15 protein-coding genes are annotated in these 17,852 nt (G+C 72.1%); all 15 read left to right on the forward strand.

What is annotated here, in order from left to right; all coding sequences use genetic code 11:
- Positions 1-84 precede the first annotated feature (84 nt).
- The 15 genes from pyrR (at position 85) to MRBLML1_RS13285 (ending at position 17,804) form a co-directional block, all read left to right on the forward strand.
- A complete protein-coding gene (gene pyrR / locus MRBLML1_RS13215) occupies positions 85-648 on the forward strand; it encodes a bifunctional pyr operon transcriptional regulator/uracil phosphoribosyltransferase PyrR (protein WP_364516545.1) in 564 nt (187 codons plus the stop codon).
- Entirely contained in the window at positions 645-1,580 is a 936-nt protein-coding gene (locus tag MRBLML1_RS13220) for an aspartate carbamoyltransferase catalytic subunit (RefSeq protein ID WP_364516547.1), read from the forward strand. Before pyrR ends, MRBLML1_RS13220 begins: the two co-directional genes overlap by 4 nt.
- A complete protein-coding gene (locus tag MRBLML1_RS13225) occupies positions 1,577-2,881 on the forward strand; it encodes a dihydroorotase (protein ID WP_364516549.1) in 1,305 nt (434 codons plus the stop codon). The genes MRBLML1_RS13220 and MRBLML1_RS13225 overlap by 4 nt, the downstream gene beginning before the upstream one ends.
- A complete protein-coding gene (gene carA / locus MRBLML1_RS13230) occupies positions 2,878-4,017 on the forward strand; it encodes a glutamine-hydrolyzing carbamoyl-phosphate synthase small subunit (protein ID WP_364516551.1) in 1,140 nt (379 codons plus the stop codon). Before MRBLML1_RS13225 ends, carA begins: the two co-directional genes overlap by 4 nt.
- Positions 4,017-7,322, forward strand: coding sequence for a carbamoyl-phosphate synthase large subunit (gene carB, locus MRBLML1_RS13235; RefSeq protein ID WP_364516553.1), 3,306 nt, complete (start codon positions 4,017-4,019; stop codon positions 7,320-7,322). Before carA ends, carB begins: the two co-directional genes overlap by 1 nt.
- Complete coding sequence (locus MRBLML1_RS13240) at positions 7,319-8,350, forward strand: quinone-dependent dihydroorotate dehydrogenase (protein WP_364516555.1); 1,032 nt, start codon at positions 7,319-7,321, stop codon at positions 8,348-8,350. The genes carB and MRBLML1_RS13240 overlap by 4 nt, the downstream gene beginning before the upstream one ends.
- A gap of 82 nt (positions 8,351-8,432) precedes the next feature.
- A complete protein-coding gene (locus tag MRBLML1_RS13245) occupies positions 8,433-9,590 on the forward strand; it encodes an alpha-hydroxy-acid oxidizing protein (protein ID WP_364516557.1) in 1,158 nt (385 codons plus the stop codon).
- A gap of 94 nt (positions 9,591-9,684) precedes the next feature.
- A complete protein-coding gene (gene pyrF, locus MRBLML1_RS13250; protein WP_364516559.1) occupies positions 9,685-10,518 on the forward strand; it encodes an orotidine-5'-phosphate decarboxylase in 834 nt (277 codons plus the stop codon).
- Positions 10,515-10,994 carry a hypothetical protein gene (locus tag MRBLML1_RS13255; protein ID WP_364516561.1) on the forward strand — a complete coding sequence of 160 codons (480 nt, stop codon included), beginning with the start codon at positions 10,515-10,517 and terminating at the stop codon, positions 10,992-10,994. Before pyrF ends, MRBLML1_RS13255 begins: the two co-directional genes overlap by 4 nt.
- Positions 10,995-11,142: 148 nt before the next feature.
- Entirely contained in the window at positions 11,143-11,463 is a 321-nt protein-coding gene (gene mihF, locus MRBLML1_RS13260; protein WP_364516563.1) for an integration host factor, actinobacterial type, read from the forward strand.
- Complete coding sequence (gmk, locus tag MRBLML1_RS13265; protein ID WP_364516565.1) at positions 11,460-12,032, forward strand: guanylate kinase; 573 nt, start codon at positions 11,460-11,462, stop codon at positions 12,030-12,032. The genes mihF and gmk overlap by 4 nt, the downstream gene beginning before the upstream one ends.
- Before the next feature lie 8 nt (positions 12,033-12,040).
- Positions 12,041-12,373 carry a DNA-directed RNA polymerase subunit omega gene (rpoZ, locus tag MRBLML1_RS13270; protein ID WP_364516567.1) on the forward strand — a complete coding sequence of 111 codons (333 nt, stop codon included), beginning with the start codon at positions 12,041-12,043 and terminating at the stop codon, positions 12,371-12,373.
- Positions 12,374-12,386: 13 nt separating this feature from the next.
- The gene (gene coaBC, locus MRBLML1_RS13275; RefSeq protein WP_364516569.1) at positions 12,387-13,613 is read left to right on the forward strand and encodes a bifunctional phosphopantothenoylcysteine decarboxylase/phosphopantothenate--cysteine ligase CoaBC; all 1,227 of its coding nucleotides are present in this window, start codon (positions 12,387-12,389) and stop codon (positions 13,611-13,613) included.
- 81 nt (positions 13,614-13,694) lie between these two features.
- Positions 13,695-14,894, forward strand: a complete 1,200-nt coding sequence (gene metK / locus MRBLML1_RS13280) for a methionine adenosyltransferase (RefSeq protein ID WP_364516571.1) — start codon at positions 13,695-13,697, stop codon at positions 14,892-14,894.
- A gap of 132 nt (positions 14,895-15,026) precedes the next feature.
- Positions 15,027-17,804 carry a M4 family metallopeptidase gene (locus MRBLML1_RS13285; protein WP_364516573.1) on the forward strand — a complete coding sequence of 926 codons (2,778 nt, stop codon included), beginning with the start codon at positions 15,027-15,029 and terminating at the stop codon, positions 17,802-17,804.
- The last annotated feature ends 48 nt before the right edge of the window (positions 17,805-17,852 follow it).

A 17,852-nucleotide genomic window follows, 5' to 3' on the forward strand; every position in this document is an offset into this window, starting at 1 on the left:
GGCCGCCGAGCCGCTAGGGTGAGTCCCGATCGACATCCTTTAACGAGCCGTCCTGTGAGGCGGAGAAGGAGGTCAGGCGCACTGATGCCTACCCACGCCCCGAGCCCCGAGGGCCAGCGTCCCGAGGGCCGCGTCGTCCTCGACGCCGGCGACATCAGCCGGGCTCTCGTCCGCATCGCCCACGAGATCCTCGAGCGCAACAAGGGCGCGGAGGACCTCCTCCTGCTCGGCCTGCACACCCGTGGCGTGCCGCTCGCGCACCGGATCGCCGCGAACATCGCCCAGGTGGAGGGTACGACGGTCGCGACCGGGTCCCTCGACGTGACGATGTACCGCGACGACCTCCGCTCGAACCCCACCCGCACGCCGCACCGCACGGAGGTCCCCTCCGGCGGCATCGACGGCAAGACCGTGGTGCTCGTCGACGACGTGCTCTACTCCGGGCGCACCATCCGGGCCGCGCTGGACGCGCTCTCGGACCTGGGTCGCCCGGCCGTCGTACGGCTGGCGGTGCTGGTGGACCGCGGTCACCGCGAGCTGCCGATCCGCGCCGACCACGTCGGCAAGAACCTGCCGACCGCCCGCAGCGAGCGGGTCAGCCTGCGCCTGGCCGAGACCGACGGGGAGGACGAGGTGACGATCCGGTGAACCGGCACCTGCTCAGCATCGACGACCTGGAGGTCGCCGACATCCAGCAGATCTTCACCACGGCGGCGGAGATGCACGACGTGCAGCGTCGCGAGGTGAAGAAGCTGCCCGCGCTGCGCGGGCGGACGGTGATCAACCTGTTCTTCGAGGACTCGACGCGGACCCGGTCCAGCTTCGAGATCGCCGGCAAGTGGCTCTCCGCGGACGTCATCAACCTCTCCGCCAAGGGCAGCAGCGCCAGCAAGGGCGAGTCCCTGCGCGACACCGTGCTGACGGTGACCGCGATGGGCGTCGACGGGCTGGTCGTGCGGCACTCCGCGAGCGGGGCGGCCGAGCAGATCAGCCGCTGGGTCGACGTACCGGTCGTCAACGCGGGGGACGGCACCCACGAGCACCCCACCCAGGCGCTGCTCGACGGCTACGCGCTGACCCGCCGGCTCGGCACGCTGGAGGGCAAGCACGTCGCGATCGTCGGGGACGTCACGCACAGCCGGGTGTTCCGCAGCAACGTCAAGAGCCTGGTCAAGCTCGGCGCGAGCGTGACCGTGGTCGCGCCGCCGACGCTGATGCCCGCGGGCGTGGGGGACTGGTCGAAGGAGGCCGGCTTCGCCACCTCCTGGGAGCTGGACCCCGTGCTGCCCGAGGTGGACGCGGTGATGATGCTGCGCGTCCAGCGCGAGCGGATGAGCGGCGGGTTCTTCCCGACCGCCCGGGAGTACACCATCGGCTACGGCCTGACCCGCGACCGCCTGGCCCTGCTGAAGCCCGGCACCCCGATCCTGCACCCGGGCCCGATGAACCGCGGCCTGGAGATCTCCCCGGACGCCGCCGACGCCGCCGACAGCCTGGTCCTCGACCAGGTCTCCGCGGGCGTCGCGGTCCGGATGTCCGTGCTCTACCACCTGCTCGCCGGCGAGGAGACCAGCGCATGAATCTCGACAGGCTCGATCAACGCACCGTGATCAAGGGCGCCACCCTGCCCGACGGTACGACGAGCGACCTGCTCGTCCGGGACGGCACCATCGCCGAGCTGGGCAAGGTCACGGCGAAGGCCGGCGTCACGATCGACGCCGCCGGCCTGCAGCTGCTGCCGGGCCTGGTCGACCTGCACACCCACCTGCGCGAGCCGGGCCGTGAGGACGCCGAGACCGTCCTGACCGGCTCGCGTGCGGCCGCGGTCGGTGGCTTCACCGCGGTGCTGGCCATGGCCAACACGAGCCCCGTCACCGACACCGCCGAGGCGGCGGAGCGGGTCTACGACCTGGGCCGGGCCGCCGGGCTGGTCGACGTGCAGCCGGTCGGTGCGGTCACGAAGGGCCTGGCGGGCGAGGAGCTCGCCGAGCTCGGCCTGATGGCGCGCAGCCGCGCGAAGGTGCGGGTCTTCTCCGACGACGGCAAGTGCGTCCACGACGCTCGCGTGATGCGCCGGGCGCTGGAGTACGTCAAGACCTTCGGCGGCGTGGTCAGCCAGCACAGCCAGGACCCCTCGCTCGCCGGGCCGTCCGCCTGCTGCCACGAGGGCGAGCTGTCCGGCCGGCTCGGCCTGCCCGGCTGGCCCGGCATCGCCGAGGAGGTCGTCGTCGCCCGCGACGTGATGCTCGCCCGCCACACCGGGAGCCGGGTCCACGTCGCGCACGTCTCCACCGCGGGCAGCGTCGAGGTGGTCCGCTGGGCGAAGGCCCAGGGCATCGACGTCACCGCGGAGGTCACGCCGCACCACCTGCTGCTGACCACCGACCTGCTGAGCGGCTACGACCCGACGTACAAGGTCAACCCGCCGCTGCGCCCGGCCGAGGACGTCGAGGCGCTGCGCGCCGCGCTGGCCGACGGCACGATCGACGCGGTGGCCACCGACCACGCGCCGCACGCCCGCCACGACAAGGAGCACGCCTTCGTCGACGCGGCCTTCGGCATGCTCGGGCTGGAGACCGCGCTGCCGGTCGTCACCACGGTGATGGTCGAGAGTGGCCTCCTGGACTGGGCCGGCGTGGCGCGCGTGATGAGCGCCCAGCCCGCCCGGATCGCCGGCCTGGACGGCCACGGCCGCCCGATCGCCGTCGGCGAGCCCGCGAACCTCACGCTGCTCGACCCCGCCGCCCAGGTGGTGGTGGACCGCGCGGACAGCGTCTCGCTGAGCCGCAACAACCCCTGGCACGACCGCAAGCTGACCGGAAAGGTGATCGCCACGCTGCTGCGCGGCACGCCGACCGTCCTGGAAGGAGCGCTCGCATGAGCACCCCCGCCCTGCTCGTCCTCGAGGACGGCCGCACGTTCCACGGCGAGGCCTACGGCGCCGAGGGGGAGACCTTCGGCGAGGCCGTCTTCAACACCGGCATGACCGGCTACCAGGAGACGCTGACCGACCCGTCGTACCACCGCCAGGTCGTGGTGATGACCGCCCCGCACGTCGGCAACACCGGCATGAACGACGAGGACACCGAGTCGAGGCGGATCTGGGTCGCCGGGTACGTCGTGCGCGACCCCGCCCGCGTCCCGAGCAACTGGCGCTCGCGTCGCTCGCTGGACGACGAGCTGAGGGCGCAGGGCGTGGTCGGGATCTCCGGCATCGACACCCGCGCGCTGACCCGCCACCTGCGCGAGAGCGGCGCCATGCGGGTCGGCATCTCCACGGTCGAGACCGACCCGGCGAAGCTGCTGGAGAAGGTCAAGGCGTCCGCGGAGATGACCGGCGCCAACCTGTCCGAGGCGGTCTCCACCGACGAGACCTACGTCGTCCCGGCCCAGGGCGATAAGCGCTTCACCGTCGCTGCCCTCGACCTCGGCATCAAGGACATGACGCCGCAGCGGATGAGCGAGCGCGGCATCGAGGTGCACGTGCTGCCTGCCACGTCGAGCATCGAGGACGTGCTCGCCGTCGAGCCGGACGGGCTGTTCTTCTCCAACGGCCCGGGCGACCCGGCCGCGACCACCGGTCAGGTCGAGCTGCTGCAGGAGGCGCTGGGGCGCGACCTGCCGTACTTCGGGATCTGCTTCGGCAACCAGCTCTTCGGCCGCGCTCTCGGCTTCGGCACCTACAAGCTGAAGTACGGCCACCGCGGCATCAACCAGCCGGTGATGGACCTGACCACCCGCAAGGTCGAGGTCACCGCGCACAACCACGGCTTCGCCGTGGACGCGCCGCGCGACACCGACACCGAGACGCCGTACGGCGTCGCGAGCGTCAGCCACGTGTGCCTCAACGACGACGTCGTCGAGGGTCTCGAGCTGCGGGCCTCGACAGGCTCGACCAGCGAGGTGGGGCGCCTCAAGGCGTTCTCCGTCCAGTACCACCCCGAGGCCGCCGCCGGCCCGCACGACGCGGCCTACCTGTTCGACCGGTTCGTGACCCTGCTCGAGGAGACCGCCTGATGCCGAAGCGCGAAGACATCAAGTCCGTCCTGGTGATCGGGTCCGGCCCGATCGTCATCGGGCAGGCCTGCGAGTTCGACTACTCCGGCACCCAGGCGTGCCGGGTGCTCAAGGAGGAGGGCCTGCGGGTCATCCTCATCAACTCCAACCCGGCGACGATCATGACCGACCCGGAGTTCGCCGACGCGACGTACGTCGAGCCGATCACCCCGGAGTTCGTGGAGAAGGTCATCGCCAAGGAGCGCCCGGACGCGATCCTGCCGACCCTCGGTGGCCAGACCGCGCTCAACGCGGCGATCGCCGCGCACGAGAGCGGCGTGCTGGAGAAGTACGGCGTGGAGATGATCGGCGCCTCCTTCGAGGCGATCCATCGTGGCGAGAACCGCGAGCTGTTCAACGCGATCGTGCACAAGGTCGGCGGCGAGGTGGCCCGCTCCTTCGTGTGCCACTCCATGGAGGACGTGGAGAAGGCCGCCGGCGAGCTGGGCTTCCCGATCGTGGTCCGCCCGTCCTTCACGATGGGTGGTCTCGGCTCCGGCATCGCCTACGACGAGGCCGACATGCACCGCATCGCCGGTGCCGGCCTGTCCGCCAGCCCGACCACCGAGGTGCTGATCGAGGAGTCGATCATCGGCTGGAAGGAGTACGAGCTGGAGGTGATGCGCGACAAGGCCGACAACGTCGTCATCATCTGCTCGATCGAGAACTTCGACCCGATGGGCGTGCACACCGGCGACTCGATCACCGTCGCGCCGGCGATGACGCTGACCGACCGTGAGTACCAGCACCTGCGCGACCTCGCGATCGGCATCATCCGCGAGGTCGGCGTGGACACCGGCGGCTGCAACATCCAGTACGCCGTGAACCCCGCCGACGGCCGGGTCATCGTCATCGAGATGAACCCGCGGGTGTCGCGCTCCTCGGCGCTGGCCTCGAAGGCCACCGGGTTCCCCATCGCCAAGATCGCCGCCAAGGTCGCCGTGGGCTACACCCTCGACGAGATCCCCAACGACATCACCGCCGAGACGCCGGCCTCCTTCGAGCCGACGCTGGACTACGTCGTGGTGAAGGTGCCGCGGTTCGCGTTCGAGAAGTTCCCGACCGCCGACCCGGTGCTCACCACGCACATGAAGTCCGTGGGCGAGGCGATGGCCATCGGCCGCAACTTCACCGAGGCGCTCAACAAGGCGCTGCGCTCGCTGGAGAACAAGGCGGCGCCGTTCCACTGGACGGGCGACCCGGGCGACCAGGCAGCGCTGCTGGACGCGATCAAGGTCCCGCACGACGGCCGGATCCAGAAGGTGATGCAGGCGATCCGTGCCGGTGCCACCCAGGAGCAGGTGCACGACGCCACCAAGATCGACCCGTGGTTCGTCGACCAGCTCTTCTTGATCGACGAGGTCGCGCAGAAGGTCGCCGCGACGGAGCTGCTCGACGCCGGTGCGCTGCGCCTGGCCAAGCGGCACGGCTTCTCCGACGCCCAGATCGCCGGCATCCGGGTCTCGGCAGGCTCGACCACCGAGACGGAGGCCAGCGTCCGCGCGGCCCGCCACGCCGCCGGGGTGCGCCCGGTCTTCAAGACCGTGGACACCTGCGCGGCGGAGTTCGCGGCCCAGACGCCCTACTACTACTCCTCCTACGACGAGGAGACCGAGGTCCTGCCGCGGGCCGAGGGCAAGCAGGCCGTGATCATCCTCGGCTCGGGCCCGAACCGGATCGGCCAGGGCATCGAGTTCGACTACTCGTGCGTGCACGCCAGCCTCGCGCTCGCCGAGGCGGGCTACGAGACGATCATGGTCAACTGCAACCCGGAGACGGTCTCGACCGACTACGACACCTCCGACCGGCTCTACTTCGAGCCGCTCACGCTCGAGGACGTGCTGGAGATCTACGAGGCGGAGCGGGCGGCCGGCCCGATCGCCGGCGTGATCGCGACGCTCGGCGGGCAGACCCCGCTCGGGCTCGCGCAGGGCCTGCAGGACGCCGGCGTCCCGATCGTGGGCACCAGCCCCGAGGCGATCGACCTCGCCGAGGAGCGCGGAGCCTTCGGCCGGGTGCTCGCCGAGGCCGGCCTGGTCGCGCCCAAGCACGGCACCGCGGTGTCCTACGAGGACGCGAAGGCGATCGCGCACACCATCGGCTACCCGGTGCTGGTGCGCCCGTCGTACGTCCTCGGCGGGCGGGGCATGCAGATCGTCTACAGCGACGCCGCGCTGGAGGCCTACATCGAGGCCGCGACCGAGATCAGCCCGGACCGGCCGGTGCTGGTCGACCGGTTCATCGACGACGCGGTCGAGATCGACGTCGACGCGCTCTACGACGGCACCGACCTCTTCCTCGGCGGCGTGATGGAGCACATCGAGGAGGCCGGCATCCACTCCGGCGACTCCTCCTGCGCGCTGCCGCCGATCACCCTCGGCGACGCCGAGATCACCCGGATCCGCGAGGCCACGCTCGGCATCGCGCGGGGCGTGGGCGTGCGCGGCCTGATCAACATCCAGTTCGCGCTGGGCGCCGACGTGCTCTACGTGATCGAGGCCAACCCGCGCGCCTCGCGGACCGTGCCGTTCGTCTCCAAGGCGACCGGCACCCAGCTCGCCAAGGCCGCGGCCCGGGTGATGCTCGGGGAGTCGATCGCCGAGCTGCGCGCCTCCGGTGCGCTCCCGGCCGAGGGCGACGGCGGCACGCTGCCGGCCGACGCGCCGATCGCGGTGAAGGAGGCGGTGCTGCCGTTCAACCGCTTCCGCACGAAGGAGGGCAGCTTCGTCGACACCGTGCTCGGGCCGGAGATGAAGTCGACCGGTGAGGTGATGGGCTTCGACGCCGACTTCGGCACCGCGTTCAGCAAGTCCCAGGCCGCGGCGTACGGCTCGCTGCCCACCGAGGGCAAGGTCTTCATCTCGATCGCCAACCGCGACAAGCGGACGATGATCTTCCCGGCGCGGGTGCTGGCCGACTACGGCTTCGAGATCCTCGCCACCCAGGGCACCGCCGAGGTGCTGCGCCGCAACGGCATCCAGGCCACCATCGTGCGCAAGCACTTCGAGGGCACCGGGCCGGCGGGGGAGAAGACCACCGTGCAGATGATCCTCGACGGCGAGATCGACCTGATCGTCAACACCCCGCACGGCGCGACCGGTGGGGGCGACTCCCGCGTCGACGGCTACGAGATCCGCTCCGCGGCGGTGCTCACCGGCACCCCGTGCATCACCACGGTGCAGGGCCTGGCCGCGGCGGTGCAGGGGATCGCGGCGATCCGCGCCGGCTCGATCGGGGTCAAGTCCCTCCAGGAGTGGCACGCATGACGCTGTACGACCGGGTCTTCGAGAACGTCCTGGTCAAGATGGACGCCGAGAAGGCGCACCACCTGACCTACGACGCCCTCCGGGCCGGGGCACCGGTGCTCACCCGGGCACCGATCCCCGGCACCCGCCCGGTCGAGGCGATGGGCCTCACCTTCCCCAACCGGCTCGGCCTCGCGCCCGGCTTCGACAAGAACGCCCTGGTCTTCGACCAGATGGGCGCCTTCGGCTTCGGCCACGTCGAGATCGGCACGGTCACCGCGCTCGCCCAGCCCGGCAACCCCAAGCCGCGCCTGTTCCGGCTGCCCGAGGACCGGGCGGTCGTCAACCGGATGGGCTTCAACAACGACGGTGCGCACGCGGTCGCGGCCCGCCTGGCGAAGCGCAAGCCGCGCCGGGGCGGGCTCGTGCTCGGCGTCAACATCGGCAAGTCCAAGGTCGTCCCCGACGACGACCAGGCCCAGGTGGAGGCCGACTACGAGACGTCCACCCGCCTGCTCGCGCCCTACGCCGACTACCTCGTCGTCAACGTCAGCTCGCCCAACACCCCCGGGCTGCGCAACCTCCAGGCGGTCGAGAAGCTCGCGCCGCTGCTGGCCCACGTACGTCGCACCGCCGACGAGGTGACGGGCGAGCGCCAGGTCCCGCTCGCGGTGAAGATCGCGCCGGACCTCTCCGACGAGGACGTCCTCGCCGTCGCCGACATGGCCCTCGAACTCGGCCTGGCCGCGGTCATCGCGACCAACACCACGATCTCGCGCGAGGGCCTGCGCTCCTCGGTCGCCCAGGTCGAGGCCTGCGGTGCCGGCGGGCTGTCCGGCGCACCCCTGACCGAACGCTCGACCGAGGTGGTGCGGCTGCTGCGCGGACGCGTCGGCGACCGGCTCACGCTCATCGGCGTGGGCGGCATCTCGACGCCCGAGGACGCCCGCGCGCGGGTCGAGGCCGGCGCGGACCTGGTGCAGGTCTACAGCGGGCTGATCTACGGTGGGCCGAGCTGGCCGAGGAAGCTGTTGAAGGGAATCGCGTGATGAATCTCGATACGCCGGTCGCCGGCGCGGCTGCTCGATCTCCCCGCGTGATCCACCTCCTCGCAAGCTCGGAGGTCGCGCGGTGACATTCGGGGACTACCAGATCGAGCTCTACCTGGGCGCGCTCGGCGGCACCCTGCCCGCCCACCCGTTCGACTACGCCGAGCTGGAGCGCAACGCCCTGGCGGCGCTGCCGCCCGAGCTGCGCACGTACGTCGCCGGGGGAGCCGGGGACGAGACGACGCAGCGCGCCAACGTCGAGGCCTTCGCCCGGTGGGCCCTGGTGCCCCGCATGTTCCGTGCCGAGCCCGAGCGCGACCTCTCCGTCGAGCTGTTCGGGCGCACCCTGACCAGCCCGCTGCTGCTGGCTCCGGTCGGCGTGGTCGGGCTGTGCACCCCGGACCAGCACGGCGACGTCCATGCAGCCGAGGTGGCGGCGGCGACCGGCGTACCGCTCATCGGCTCGACGCTGATGAGCGACCCCCTGGAGGACGTCGCGGCCGCGACCGGTGACGCGGGCAAGTGGTTCCAGCTCTACACGCCGAAGAACCGCGAGCTCGCTGCCAGCCTGGTGAGCCGGGCCGAGGCCGCGGGCTACGAGGCGATCGTGATCACCCTCGACACCTGGGTGCCGGGCTGGCGTCCGCGTGACCTGGCGAGCGGCAACTTCCCGCAGCTGCGCGGCAAGGCGCTCGCCAACTACACCTCCGACCCGGTGTTCCAGGAGATGACCGGGCCGGACCCGGACCCCGGCACCGTGGTGATGACCTGGGTGGGCACCTTCGGCCACCCGGTCACCTGGGCCGACCTGCCCTGGCTGCGCTCGCTGACGAAGCTCCCGATCCTGGTCAAGGGCGTGTGCCACCCCGACGACGCCCGCCGCGCGCTCGACGAAGGCGTGGACGGGATCTACTGCTCCAACCACGGTGGCCGGCAGGCCAACGGCGGGGGAGCGGCGCTGGACTGGCTGCCCGACGTGGTCGCCGCCGTCGACGGCCGCGGGCCGGTGGTCTTCGACTCCGGGGTGCGCACCGGTGCCGACGTCGTGAAGGCGCTGGCGCTGGGCGCGGACGCCGTCGCGATCGGCCGGCCCTACGTCTACGCGCTCGCCCTCGGCGGCGTACCGGGTGCGGTGCACCAGGTGCGCGCGGTGCAGGCCGAGGCGGACCTCGTGATGGCCGTCGACGGCTACCCCACCCTGGCCGACCTCGGCCCCGACGCCCTGCGGAGGCTCTCGTGAATCTCGACACGCCGGTCGCCGGCTCCTGCGTCGCCCGCGCGGCTGCTCGATCTCCCCACGTGGCCCACCTCCTCGCAAGCTCGGGGGTGGCGCGGTGACGTTCGGTGCCCGGGTGACGAGGGCGATGGCCGAGCGCGGCCCGTTCTGCGTCGGGATCGACCCGCACAGCGCCCTCCTCCACGCCTGGGGCTACGACGACGACGTGGCCGGGCTCGAGGCCTTCGCTCTCGGCGCGGTCGAGGCGGTCGCACCGCACGCGAGCGTGGTGAAGCCGCAGTCGGCCTTCTACGAGCGCTTCGGCAGCCGCGGGATCGCCGTGCTGGAGCGGGTGATCGCCGAGTCCCGCGCGGCCGGCGCGCTGGTCCTGCTCGACGTCAAGCGCGGCGACATCGGGTCCACCTCGCAGGCCTATGCCGACGCCTACCTCGACCCCGCCTCGCCGCTGGCCAGCGACGCGATCACGATCAGCCCCTACCTGGGATTCGGCTCCCTGCTGCCGTTCGTCGACACCGCCCGCCGCCACGGCGCCGGCCTGTTCGTCCTCGCCGCGACCTCCAACAAGGAGGGGCCGGAGGTCCAGGAGGCGCTCACCACCGACGAGTTCGGCGGGCGCAGCGTCGCCTCGGCCATGCTCGACCACCTGCGCGAGCTTAACGCCGGCGCAACGCCGCTGGGCTCCTTCGGTGCGGTGGTCGGCGCGACGATCGACGGCTCCGGGCTGGACTTCGCGCTGAACGGCCCGATCCTGGCGCCCGGCTACGGCGAGCAGGGTGGCACCAGCGGCGACATCCTGCGGATCTTCGGGGCCAGCGCCCACCACGTGCTGCCCAGCTCCTCACGCGGCGTGCTGCGACTGGGCCCGGACCCGGTGGCGATGCGCGACGCCGTGCTGCGCGCCAACGACGAGCTGCGCGGGCTGCTCGGGTGAGGAGGCCCGGCCGGCGCGACCTGCCGCTGCTCGTCCTGGTGCTGGCGGCGGTGGTGCTGGTCGGTGTGGTCGTGCTGCGCGACACCGGTCGTGAGGACCCCTTCGAGGACTACTGCGCCGCCGTCGTCGACCACCGCTCCGAGCTCGGCGCCGCGCTGACCACCGGCAAGCAGCAGACCGGCCTGCTCCGGGCGCTGCCGGCCTTCGAGGACCTCGCCGACAAGTCGCCGGAGGACATCCGTGCCGACTGGCGGATCGTGGTCGAGCGGGTGAGCGGCCTGCGCGACGCGCTGGCCGAGGCGGGCGTCGACCCGGAGTCGTACGACGCCGCGAAGCCGCCCGAGGGCCTCGATCCCGCGCAGGTGAGGGCCATCCAGACCGCCGCGACCCGGCTCGCTGCCGCGGACATGGCGACCGCGCTGGGCCGGGTGCAGCAGCAGGCCCGCGACGTGTGCAAGACGCCGCTGAGCCTGTGATGCGCTGCGCCCGCCGGCGTGGCGGCGCTCACCCGGGCGGTGTCACCTCGCGGCCCGCATTGCCCCGTTCGCGGGAGAATGGCTAGATTGACGGGCGTCGGCGCGCTCCCGCCGGCTCTCGTCTCGAACACCGAAGGATTCCGACCTCGTGGCATTGCCTCCCTTGACCCCCGAACAGCGCCAGGCCGCCCTGGAGAAGGCGGCGGCCGCCCGGCGCGAGCGGGCCGAGGTCAAGAACCGGCTGAAGAACTCCGGCGCCTCCATCAGCGAGGTGCTGGCCCAGGGCCAGGTCAACGAGGTCATCGGCAAGATGAAGGTGCTCGACCTGATCCAGTCCGTGCCCGGTCTCGGCAAGGTCCGCGCCCGCCAGGTGATGGAGCGCCTCGGCATCGCCGAGTCGCGTCGGGTGCGGGGGCTCGGCGCCAAGCAGGTCGCCGCGCTGGAGCGCGAGTTCGCCCCCGAGGCATGACCCACGAGGCCAAGCTCTTCGTCCTGGCGGGACCCACTGCCGTCGGCAAGGGCACGGTGGCCGCCGCCATGCGCGAGCGCCACCCCGAGATCTACCTGTCCGTCTCCGCGACGACGCGCTCGCCGCGTCCCGGCGAGGTCGACGGGGTGCACTACCACTTCGTGAGCACCGATGAGTTCGACCGGCTGGTCGCCGAGGGGCAGATGCTGGAGTGGGCGGTCGTCCACGGCGTCAACCGCTACGGCACGCCGCGCGGCCCTGTCGCCGCCGCGCTGGCCGAGGGCCGCCCGGCGCTGCTGGAGATCGACCTGCAGGGTGCGCGCCAGGTGCGCGAGACCGCTCCGGACGCCGTCTTCGTCTTCCTCAAGCCGCCGTCGTGGGAGGAGCTGGTCCGCCGGCTCGTCGGCCGCGGCACCGAGGACGAGGAGGAGCGGGAGCGCCGGCTGGGCACCGCACGCGAGGAGCTGGCCGCCGAGGCGGAGTTCGACGTCACCATCGTCAACCGGGAAGTTAACGCTGCGGTCGAGGAGTTGGTAGCCTTGATGGTTGATTCGTCCACCGAGCAGTGAGGACCTCCGTGTCTGCCCCGAACATCGCCGCCGAGGGTGTCACCAACCCCCCGATCGACGACCTGCTGTCCAAGACCGACAGCAAGTACAAGCTGGTCCTCTACAGCGCCAAGCGCGCGCGGCAGATCAACGCCTACTACTCCCAGCTCGGCGAGGGCCTGCTGGAGTACGTCGGCCCGCTGGTGGAGACCCACGTCCAGGAGAAGCCGCTGTCGATCGCGCTGCGCGAGATCAACGACGACCTGCTGACCTGCGAGGACGTCGACCCGGCCGAGCTGGCTGCCGAGGCCGCCGCTGCTGCCGCGGCCAAGCCGGCCGCTCCCGCCGCCGACGCCGAGTGATCTGACGACCCTCATGTCCCGGCCCCGGGTGGTGCTCGGAGTCTCCGGCGGCATCGCCGCCTACAAGGCCTGCGAGCTGCTGCGGCGGTTCACCGAGTCCGGCCACGACGTGACCGTCGTACCGACGGCGGCGGCGCTGGAGTTCGTCGGCGCGCCCACCTGGGCGGCGTTGTCGGGCAAGCCGGTCTCGGCGGAGGTCTGGACCGGCGTGCACGAGGTCCCGCACGTCCGGCTCGGCCAGACCGCCGACCTGGTCGTGGTCGCCCCGGCGACCGCGGACCTGCTGGCCAAGGCCGCCCACGGGCTCGCCGACGACCTGCTGACCAACACGCTGCTCACCGCGCGCTGCCCGGTCGTGCTGGCCCCGGCCATGCACACCGAGATGTGGGAGCACCCGGCGACCGCGGCCAACGTCGCCACCCTGCGCTCGCGCGGGGTGCTGGTCGTCGAGCCGGCCGAGGGCCGGCTGACCGGCGCCGACACCGGCAAGGGCCGGCTGCCGGACCCGGAGGAGATCTTCGAGCTGGCCCGGGACGTGCTCGGCCGCGCCGGGCACGAGGGCGCGAAGAGCGCCGACCTCGCCGGCCGCCACGTCGTGGTCTCCGCCGGCGGCACGCGGGAGCGGCTCGACCCGGTGCGCTTCCTCGGCAACCGCTCCTCGGGGCGCCAGGGCTACGCGCTGGCCCGTGCCGCCGCGGCCCGTGGCGCCGAGGTCACCCTGGTCGCCGCCAACGTCACGCTGCCCGATCCCGCCGGGGTGAAGGTGGTCCGCGTCGAGTCGACCGCCGAGCTGCGCGACGCGGTGCTCGGCGCCGCGGCGAGCGCGGACGCGGTCGTGATGGCGGCAGCGCCGGCCGACTTCCGTCCGACGACCCTGTCGGACACCAAGATCAAGAAGGCCGAGGACGGATCGGCACCGTCGATCACGCTGCAACAGAATCCCGACATCCTCAAGGAGATCTCGCACCACCGGGTCCGCCCGGGTGCGGTCGTCGTGGGGTTCGCCGCGGAGACCGGTGACGCCACCGGCAGCGTGCTCGACCTGGCCCGCGCCAAGCTGGCCCGCAAGGGCTGTGACCTGCTGGTCGTCAACGACGTCAGCGGGGGAGCGGTGTTCGGCAGCACGGACAACGAGGCCGTCATCCTCAGCGCGGACGGCACGGCCGTCGACGTACCGCACGGCTCGAAGTCGGCGCTGGCCCACCTGATCTGGGACCAGGTCGTCCCGCGACTTTCCTGAGACCCACCTGCATCACCTCCGGCGGTCCGTATCGTTGGACCACAGCCCATCCAGCCCCCCTTACCAGGAGTTTTCACGACTATGACCGGACGCCTGTTCACGTCGGAGTCGGTGACCGAGGGTCACCCCGACAAGATCGCCGACCAGATCAGCGACACCGTGCTGGACTACCTCCTCGAGCACGACCCGAAGAGCCGGGTCGCCGTGGAGACGCTGCTGACCACCGGCCTGGTCGTCGTGGCCGGCGAGGTGACCACCGAGGCCTACGCCCCGGTCGCCCAGCTGGTGCGCCAGAAGGTCCTCGAGATCGGCTACGACTCCTCCGACAAGGGCTTCGACGGCAACTCCTGCGGTGTCCAGGTCGCCATCGGTGCGCAGTCGCCCGACATCGCCCAGGGCGTCGACACCGCTGAGGACGTGCGCCTCGGTGGCTCCTCCGACGAGCTGGACCAGCAGGGCGCCGGCGACCAGGGCCTGATGTTCGGCTACGCCTGCGACGACACCCCGGAGCTCTTCCCGCTGCCGATCAAGATCGCGCAGACCCTCGCGGAGAAGCTCACCGAGGTCCGCAAGGACGGCACGCTCGCCTACCTGCGCCCCGACGGCAAGACCCAGGTCACCATCGAGTACGACGAGGACGACCGCGCCGTGCGGGTCGACACCGTCGTGCTGTCCACCCAGCACGCCGAGGACGTCAGCCAGGAGCAGCTCAAGGCCGACATCCAGGCGAAGGTCATCGAGCCGGTCCTCGAGCAGTTCAAGACCAGCGTCCCGTTCGACGGCTACAAGCTGCACATCAACCCGACCGGCAAGTTCGTCGTCGGTGGCCCGATGGGTGACGCCGGCCTGACCGGCCGCAAGATCATCGTCGACACCTACGGCGGCATGGCCCGCCACGGTGGCGGCGCCTTCTCCGGCAAGGACCCGTCGAAGGTCGACCGCTCGGCTGCCTACGCCATGCGCTGGGTCGCCAAGAACATCGTCGCCGCGGGCCTGGCCCGTCGCGCCGAGGTCCAGGTCGCCTACGCGATCGGCGTCGCCAAGCCGGTCGGTGTCTTCGTGGAGACCTTCGGCACCGGTGTGGTCCCGGACGAGAAGATCCAGGAGGCCGTGCTCGAGGTGTTCGACCTGCGCCCGGCCGCGATCCTGCGCGACCTCGACCTGCGCCGCCCGATCTACGCCAAGACGGCCGCCTACGGCCACTTCGGCCGCGAGCTGCCCGAGTTCACCTGGGAGAAGACCGACCGCGCGGACGCCCTCAAGGCGGCCGCGGGTCTCTGACCCGACAGCTCCAGGAGCCGCCCGTGCGCCCCTCGTGGGTGCACGGGCGGTTTCGTTTGCGAGAACTCGCTGCCGGCGAGAGCCGACGGATGCGAGGATTCCCGGGCTCGTGTCTCCCGGGAGGAACCCCCCATGCGTCGTACCCTCGCCCTGGCCTGTGCTGCCGCCGTCTCGGCGACGACGCTCGCCGCCGTCTCCCTGCCCGGAGCGGAGGCGGACCCCGGCAACGGCGAGGCCTCGCTGCGCGCCGACGCGGACGGACCGCTCCGCATCCGCAAGGAGGCCGGCGTCGCCACGTACGTCGGCGCGCCGGTCGGCACCGACATCGACAACCCCGCGGTCGGGCGCGCCACCTCGGTGAGCGACGCGGCCCGGGCCCACCTGCGCCGCTACGGCGCCGTGGTCGGCGCGGACCGGCCCGGCACGCGGCTGGTGGCCGAAGGACCGGCCCGGCCGCTGGGCCGTGGCGACCTGGTGCGCTACCAGCAGCAGGTCGGCGGCGTGCCGGTGCTGGGCGGCGAGGTCGTCGTCGGGGTCGGTGCCGACCGGGAGCTGGAGTCGATCAACGCCCACCTCACCGACGCGACCGCGTTGCCGGAAGCCACGGTGAGCGAGGCCGCGGCCCGGGCGACGGCCGAGGAGCGGGTCCGCAAGACCGGCCGCGCGAGCCTCGCAGTCACCGACCAGGGCCGCTGGTTGCTCGATCCCGACGCCGTGGGGATGGACCCGGCGCTGGGGACACGCGGCGTGTGGCGCTTCGAGGTGCGCTCCGGCGTCGACGTACGACGCCTGGTGCTGGTCGACGACCGCAGCGGCGACGTGCTGCGCGACGTCGACCTGGTCCAGGAGATCGACCGCGTCGTGTGCGACCAGAAGAACGTGCGCGCCGCCGACGTGCCGTGCACCTCCGGGGCGATCCGCACCGAGGGCTCCGGCGACTCCGGCCTCGCGGACGCCGAGGCGGCGTTCGCCAACGCCAAGGCCGTCTCGGACTTCTACCTGCAGGTCGTCTCGCTGGACCTGACCACCGCGATCGGCGTACCGACCGCCGAGGGGCCGAAGCTGGCCTCGACGGTGCGGGTCTGCGTGCCCGAGAGCAGCGAGTCCTGCCCGTGGGCCAACGCCTTCTGGAACGGGTCGGCGATGTTCTACGGCCAGGGGTACGCCGGCGCGGACGACGTCGTCGGCCACGAGATGACCCACGGCGTGATCGAGCGGACCTCCGGGTTGCTCTACTGGGACGAGCCCGGTGCGATCAACGAGTCGCTGGCCGACATCATCGGCGAGATCGTCGACCACCGCACCCCCTCCGCCGGCGACAGCGCCACCGACTGGCGGCTCGGTGAGGACCTGCCGGACGGCGCGGCGCGCGACATGGCCGACCCCACGGTGTTCGGGCAGCCGGACCGGATGACCAGCGCTCTCTGGGCCGCCGATCCGCGCTACGTCGACAACGGCGGCGTGCACACCAACTCCGGGGTCGGCAACAAGACCTTCCACCTGATCTCCCAGGGCGGCACCTTCAACGGCCAGACCGTCACCGGCATCGACACGGGCGACCCGTCGCTGACGAAGTCGGCGACGCTGTGGGTGAGCACGATGGGCGCGCTCACCGCGTTCACCGAGTACGCCGACCTCGCGGTCGTGCTCGACCAGACCTGCACCGCGCTGATCGGCTTCCGCGGGTTCACCGCGGCCGACTGCGCGTCGGTGCGCAAGGCGACGACCGCGACCGAGCTGGCCACGCCGCCGGTCAGCGACCCGGTCAAGGACGCGCCGCGGACCTGCCCCGAGGGCCGGTTCCCGCGTGAGCTGTTCAACTCCGAGACCGGCCCCGACCCGGCCGCCAAGTTCACCAAGGACAGCGTCTGGGGACGCACCCCGACCACGACGGTCAACAAGGAGTACGGCGTCAACGCCTACTCCGGGGACACCGCCTGGGTCGGCGGCGAGCCGTCCGGAAAGGGCGCCTGGTCGCTGCGCACCAGCGATGCGATCACGGTCCCTTCCGACCAGGCGACCTACCTGGCCTTCCGGCACTGGCACCTCTTCGAGTTCGACATCGACCCCTCCGACGGCACGCCCTACTGGTGGGACGGCGGGACGGTCGAGCTGGGCACCGACGACGGCACGACCTACTCCCTCGCGAACCGGCCGTGGGACTTCGGACCCACCCGCGCGCTCCAGGATCCCAACGCCGGTCGCAGGGCCTTCGCCGGCAGCAGCCGCGGCTGGGTCGGCAGCCGGGTGGACCTCTCGGCCTACGCGGGGCTCGCCGTGCACCCCACCTTCACCGTCCGCACCGACACGACCAACGGCGGTCCCGGCTGGTACGTCGACGACATCGTCGTCTACACCTGCGACCCGCGCCTGGAGCCCACCTCCGCGCCGAGCGTGGCCGACCCGCGCCCGCGCGTCGGGGTGCCCAGCTCCGTCGGCGGCGACCTCTGGAACCTGCCGCTCGCCGGCCGGGAGTACCAGTGGCGGCGCAACGGCGTCGCGATCAGTGGCGCGCGCGGTCTCCGGTACACCCCGGTCGCGGCCGACTACGGACAGGTCCTCAGCGTCACGATCACCGCGTTGTCGGGGGTCCAACGGGTGCCGGTCGTCGCGACCGCGCCGGCCCGGGTGGCGGCCGGCCGGATCTCGGCGCCGCCGACGATCCGCATCGCCGGCACGCCGTACGTCGGCCGGCGGCTCACCGCCGTGCGCAACACCTGGTGGCCGACCCCACTCGTCTTCACCTACCGGTGGTACCGCGACGGGAGGCCGATCACCGGCGCCACCCGATCGACGTACGTGCTGAAGAAGGCGGACAGGCGGCACCGGGTGACGGTGCGGATCACGGCCTCGCGCGCTGGCTACGCGACGACCTACCGGACGGCGGCCTCGGTGCTCGTCCGGAGGTGAGCGACGCTCGGCGGGGTTTCCATCGGACCCCGCTGGTAGAACTGCGGC

This window comes from Nocardioides sp. LML1-1-1.1 (assembly GCF_040676175.1).
Taxonomy (GTDB): domain Bacteria; phylum Actinomycetota; class Actinomycetes; order Propionibacteriales; family Nocardioidaceae; genus Nocardioides.

Bases quoted from the DNA above. Each gene is read 5' to 3' on its own strand.
- pyrR (WP_364516545.1), top strand. From the start codon at position 85: ATGCCTACCCACGCCCCGAGCCCCGAGGGCCAGCGTCCCGAGGGCCGC.
- MRBLML1_RS13225 (WP_364516549.1), top strand. From the start codon at position 1,577: ATGAATCTCGACAGGCTCGATCAACGCACCGTGATCAAGGGCGCCACC.
- carA (WP_364516551.1), top strand. From the start codon at position 2,878: ATGAGCACCCCCGCCCTGCTCGTCCTCGAGGACGGCCGCACGTTCCAC.
- carB (WP_364516553.1), top strand. From the start codon at position 4,017: ATGCCGAAGCGCGAAGACATCAAGTCCGTCCTGGTGATCGGGTCCGGC.
- MRBLML1_RS13240 (WP_364516555.1), top strand. From the start codon at position 7,319: ATGACGCTGTACGACCGGGTCTTCGAGAACGTCCTGGTCAAGATGGAC.
- gmk (WP_364516565.1), top strand. From the start codon at position 11,460: ATGACCCACGAGGCCAAGCTCTTCGTCCTGGCGGGACCCACTGCCGTC.
- coaBC (WP_364516569.1), top strand. From the start codon at position 12,387: ATGTCCCGGCCCCGGGTGGTGCTCGGAGTCTCCGGCGGCATCGCCGCC.
- metK (WP_364516571.1), top strand. From the start codon at position 13,695: ATGACCGGACGCCTGTTCACGTCGGAGTCGGTGACCGAGGGTCACCCC.
- MRBLML1_RS13285 (WP_364516573.1), top strand. From the start codon at position 15,027: ATGCGTCGTACCCTCGCCCTGGCCTGTGCTGCCGCCGTCTCGGCGACG.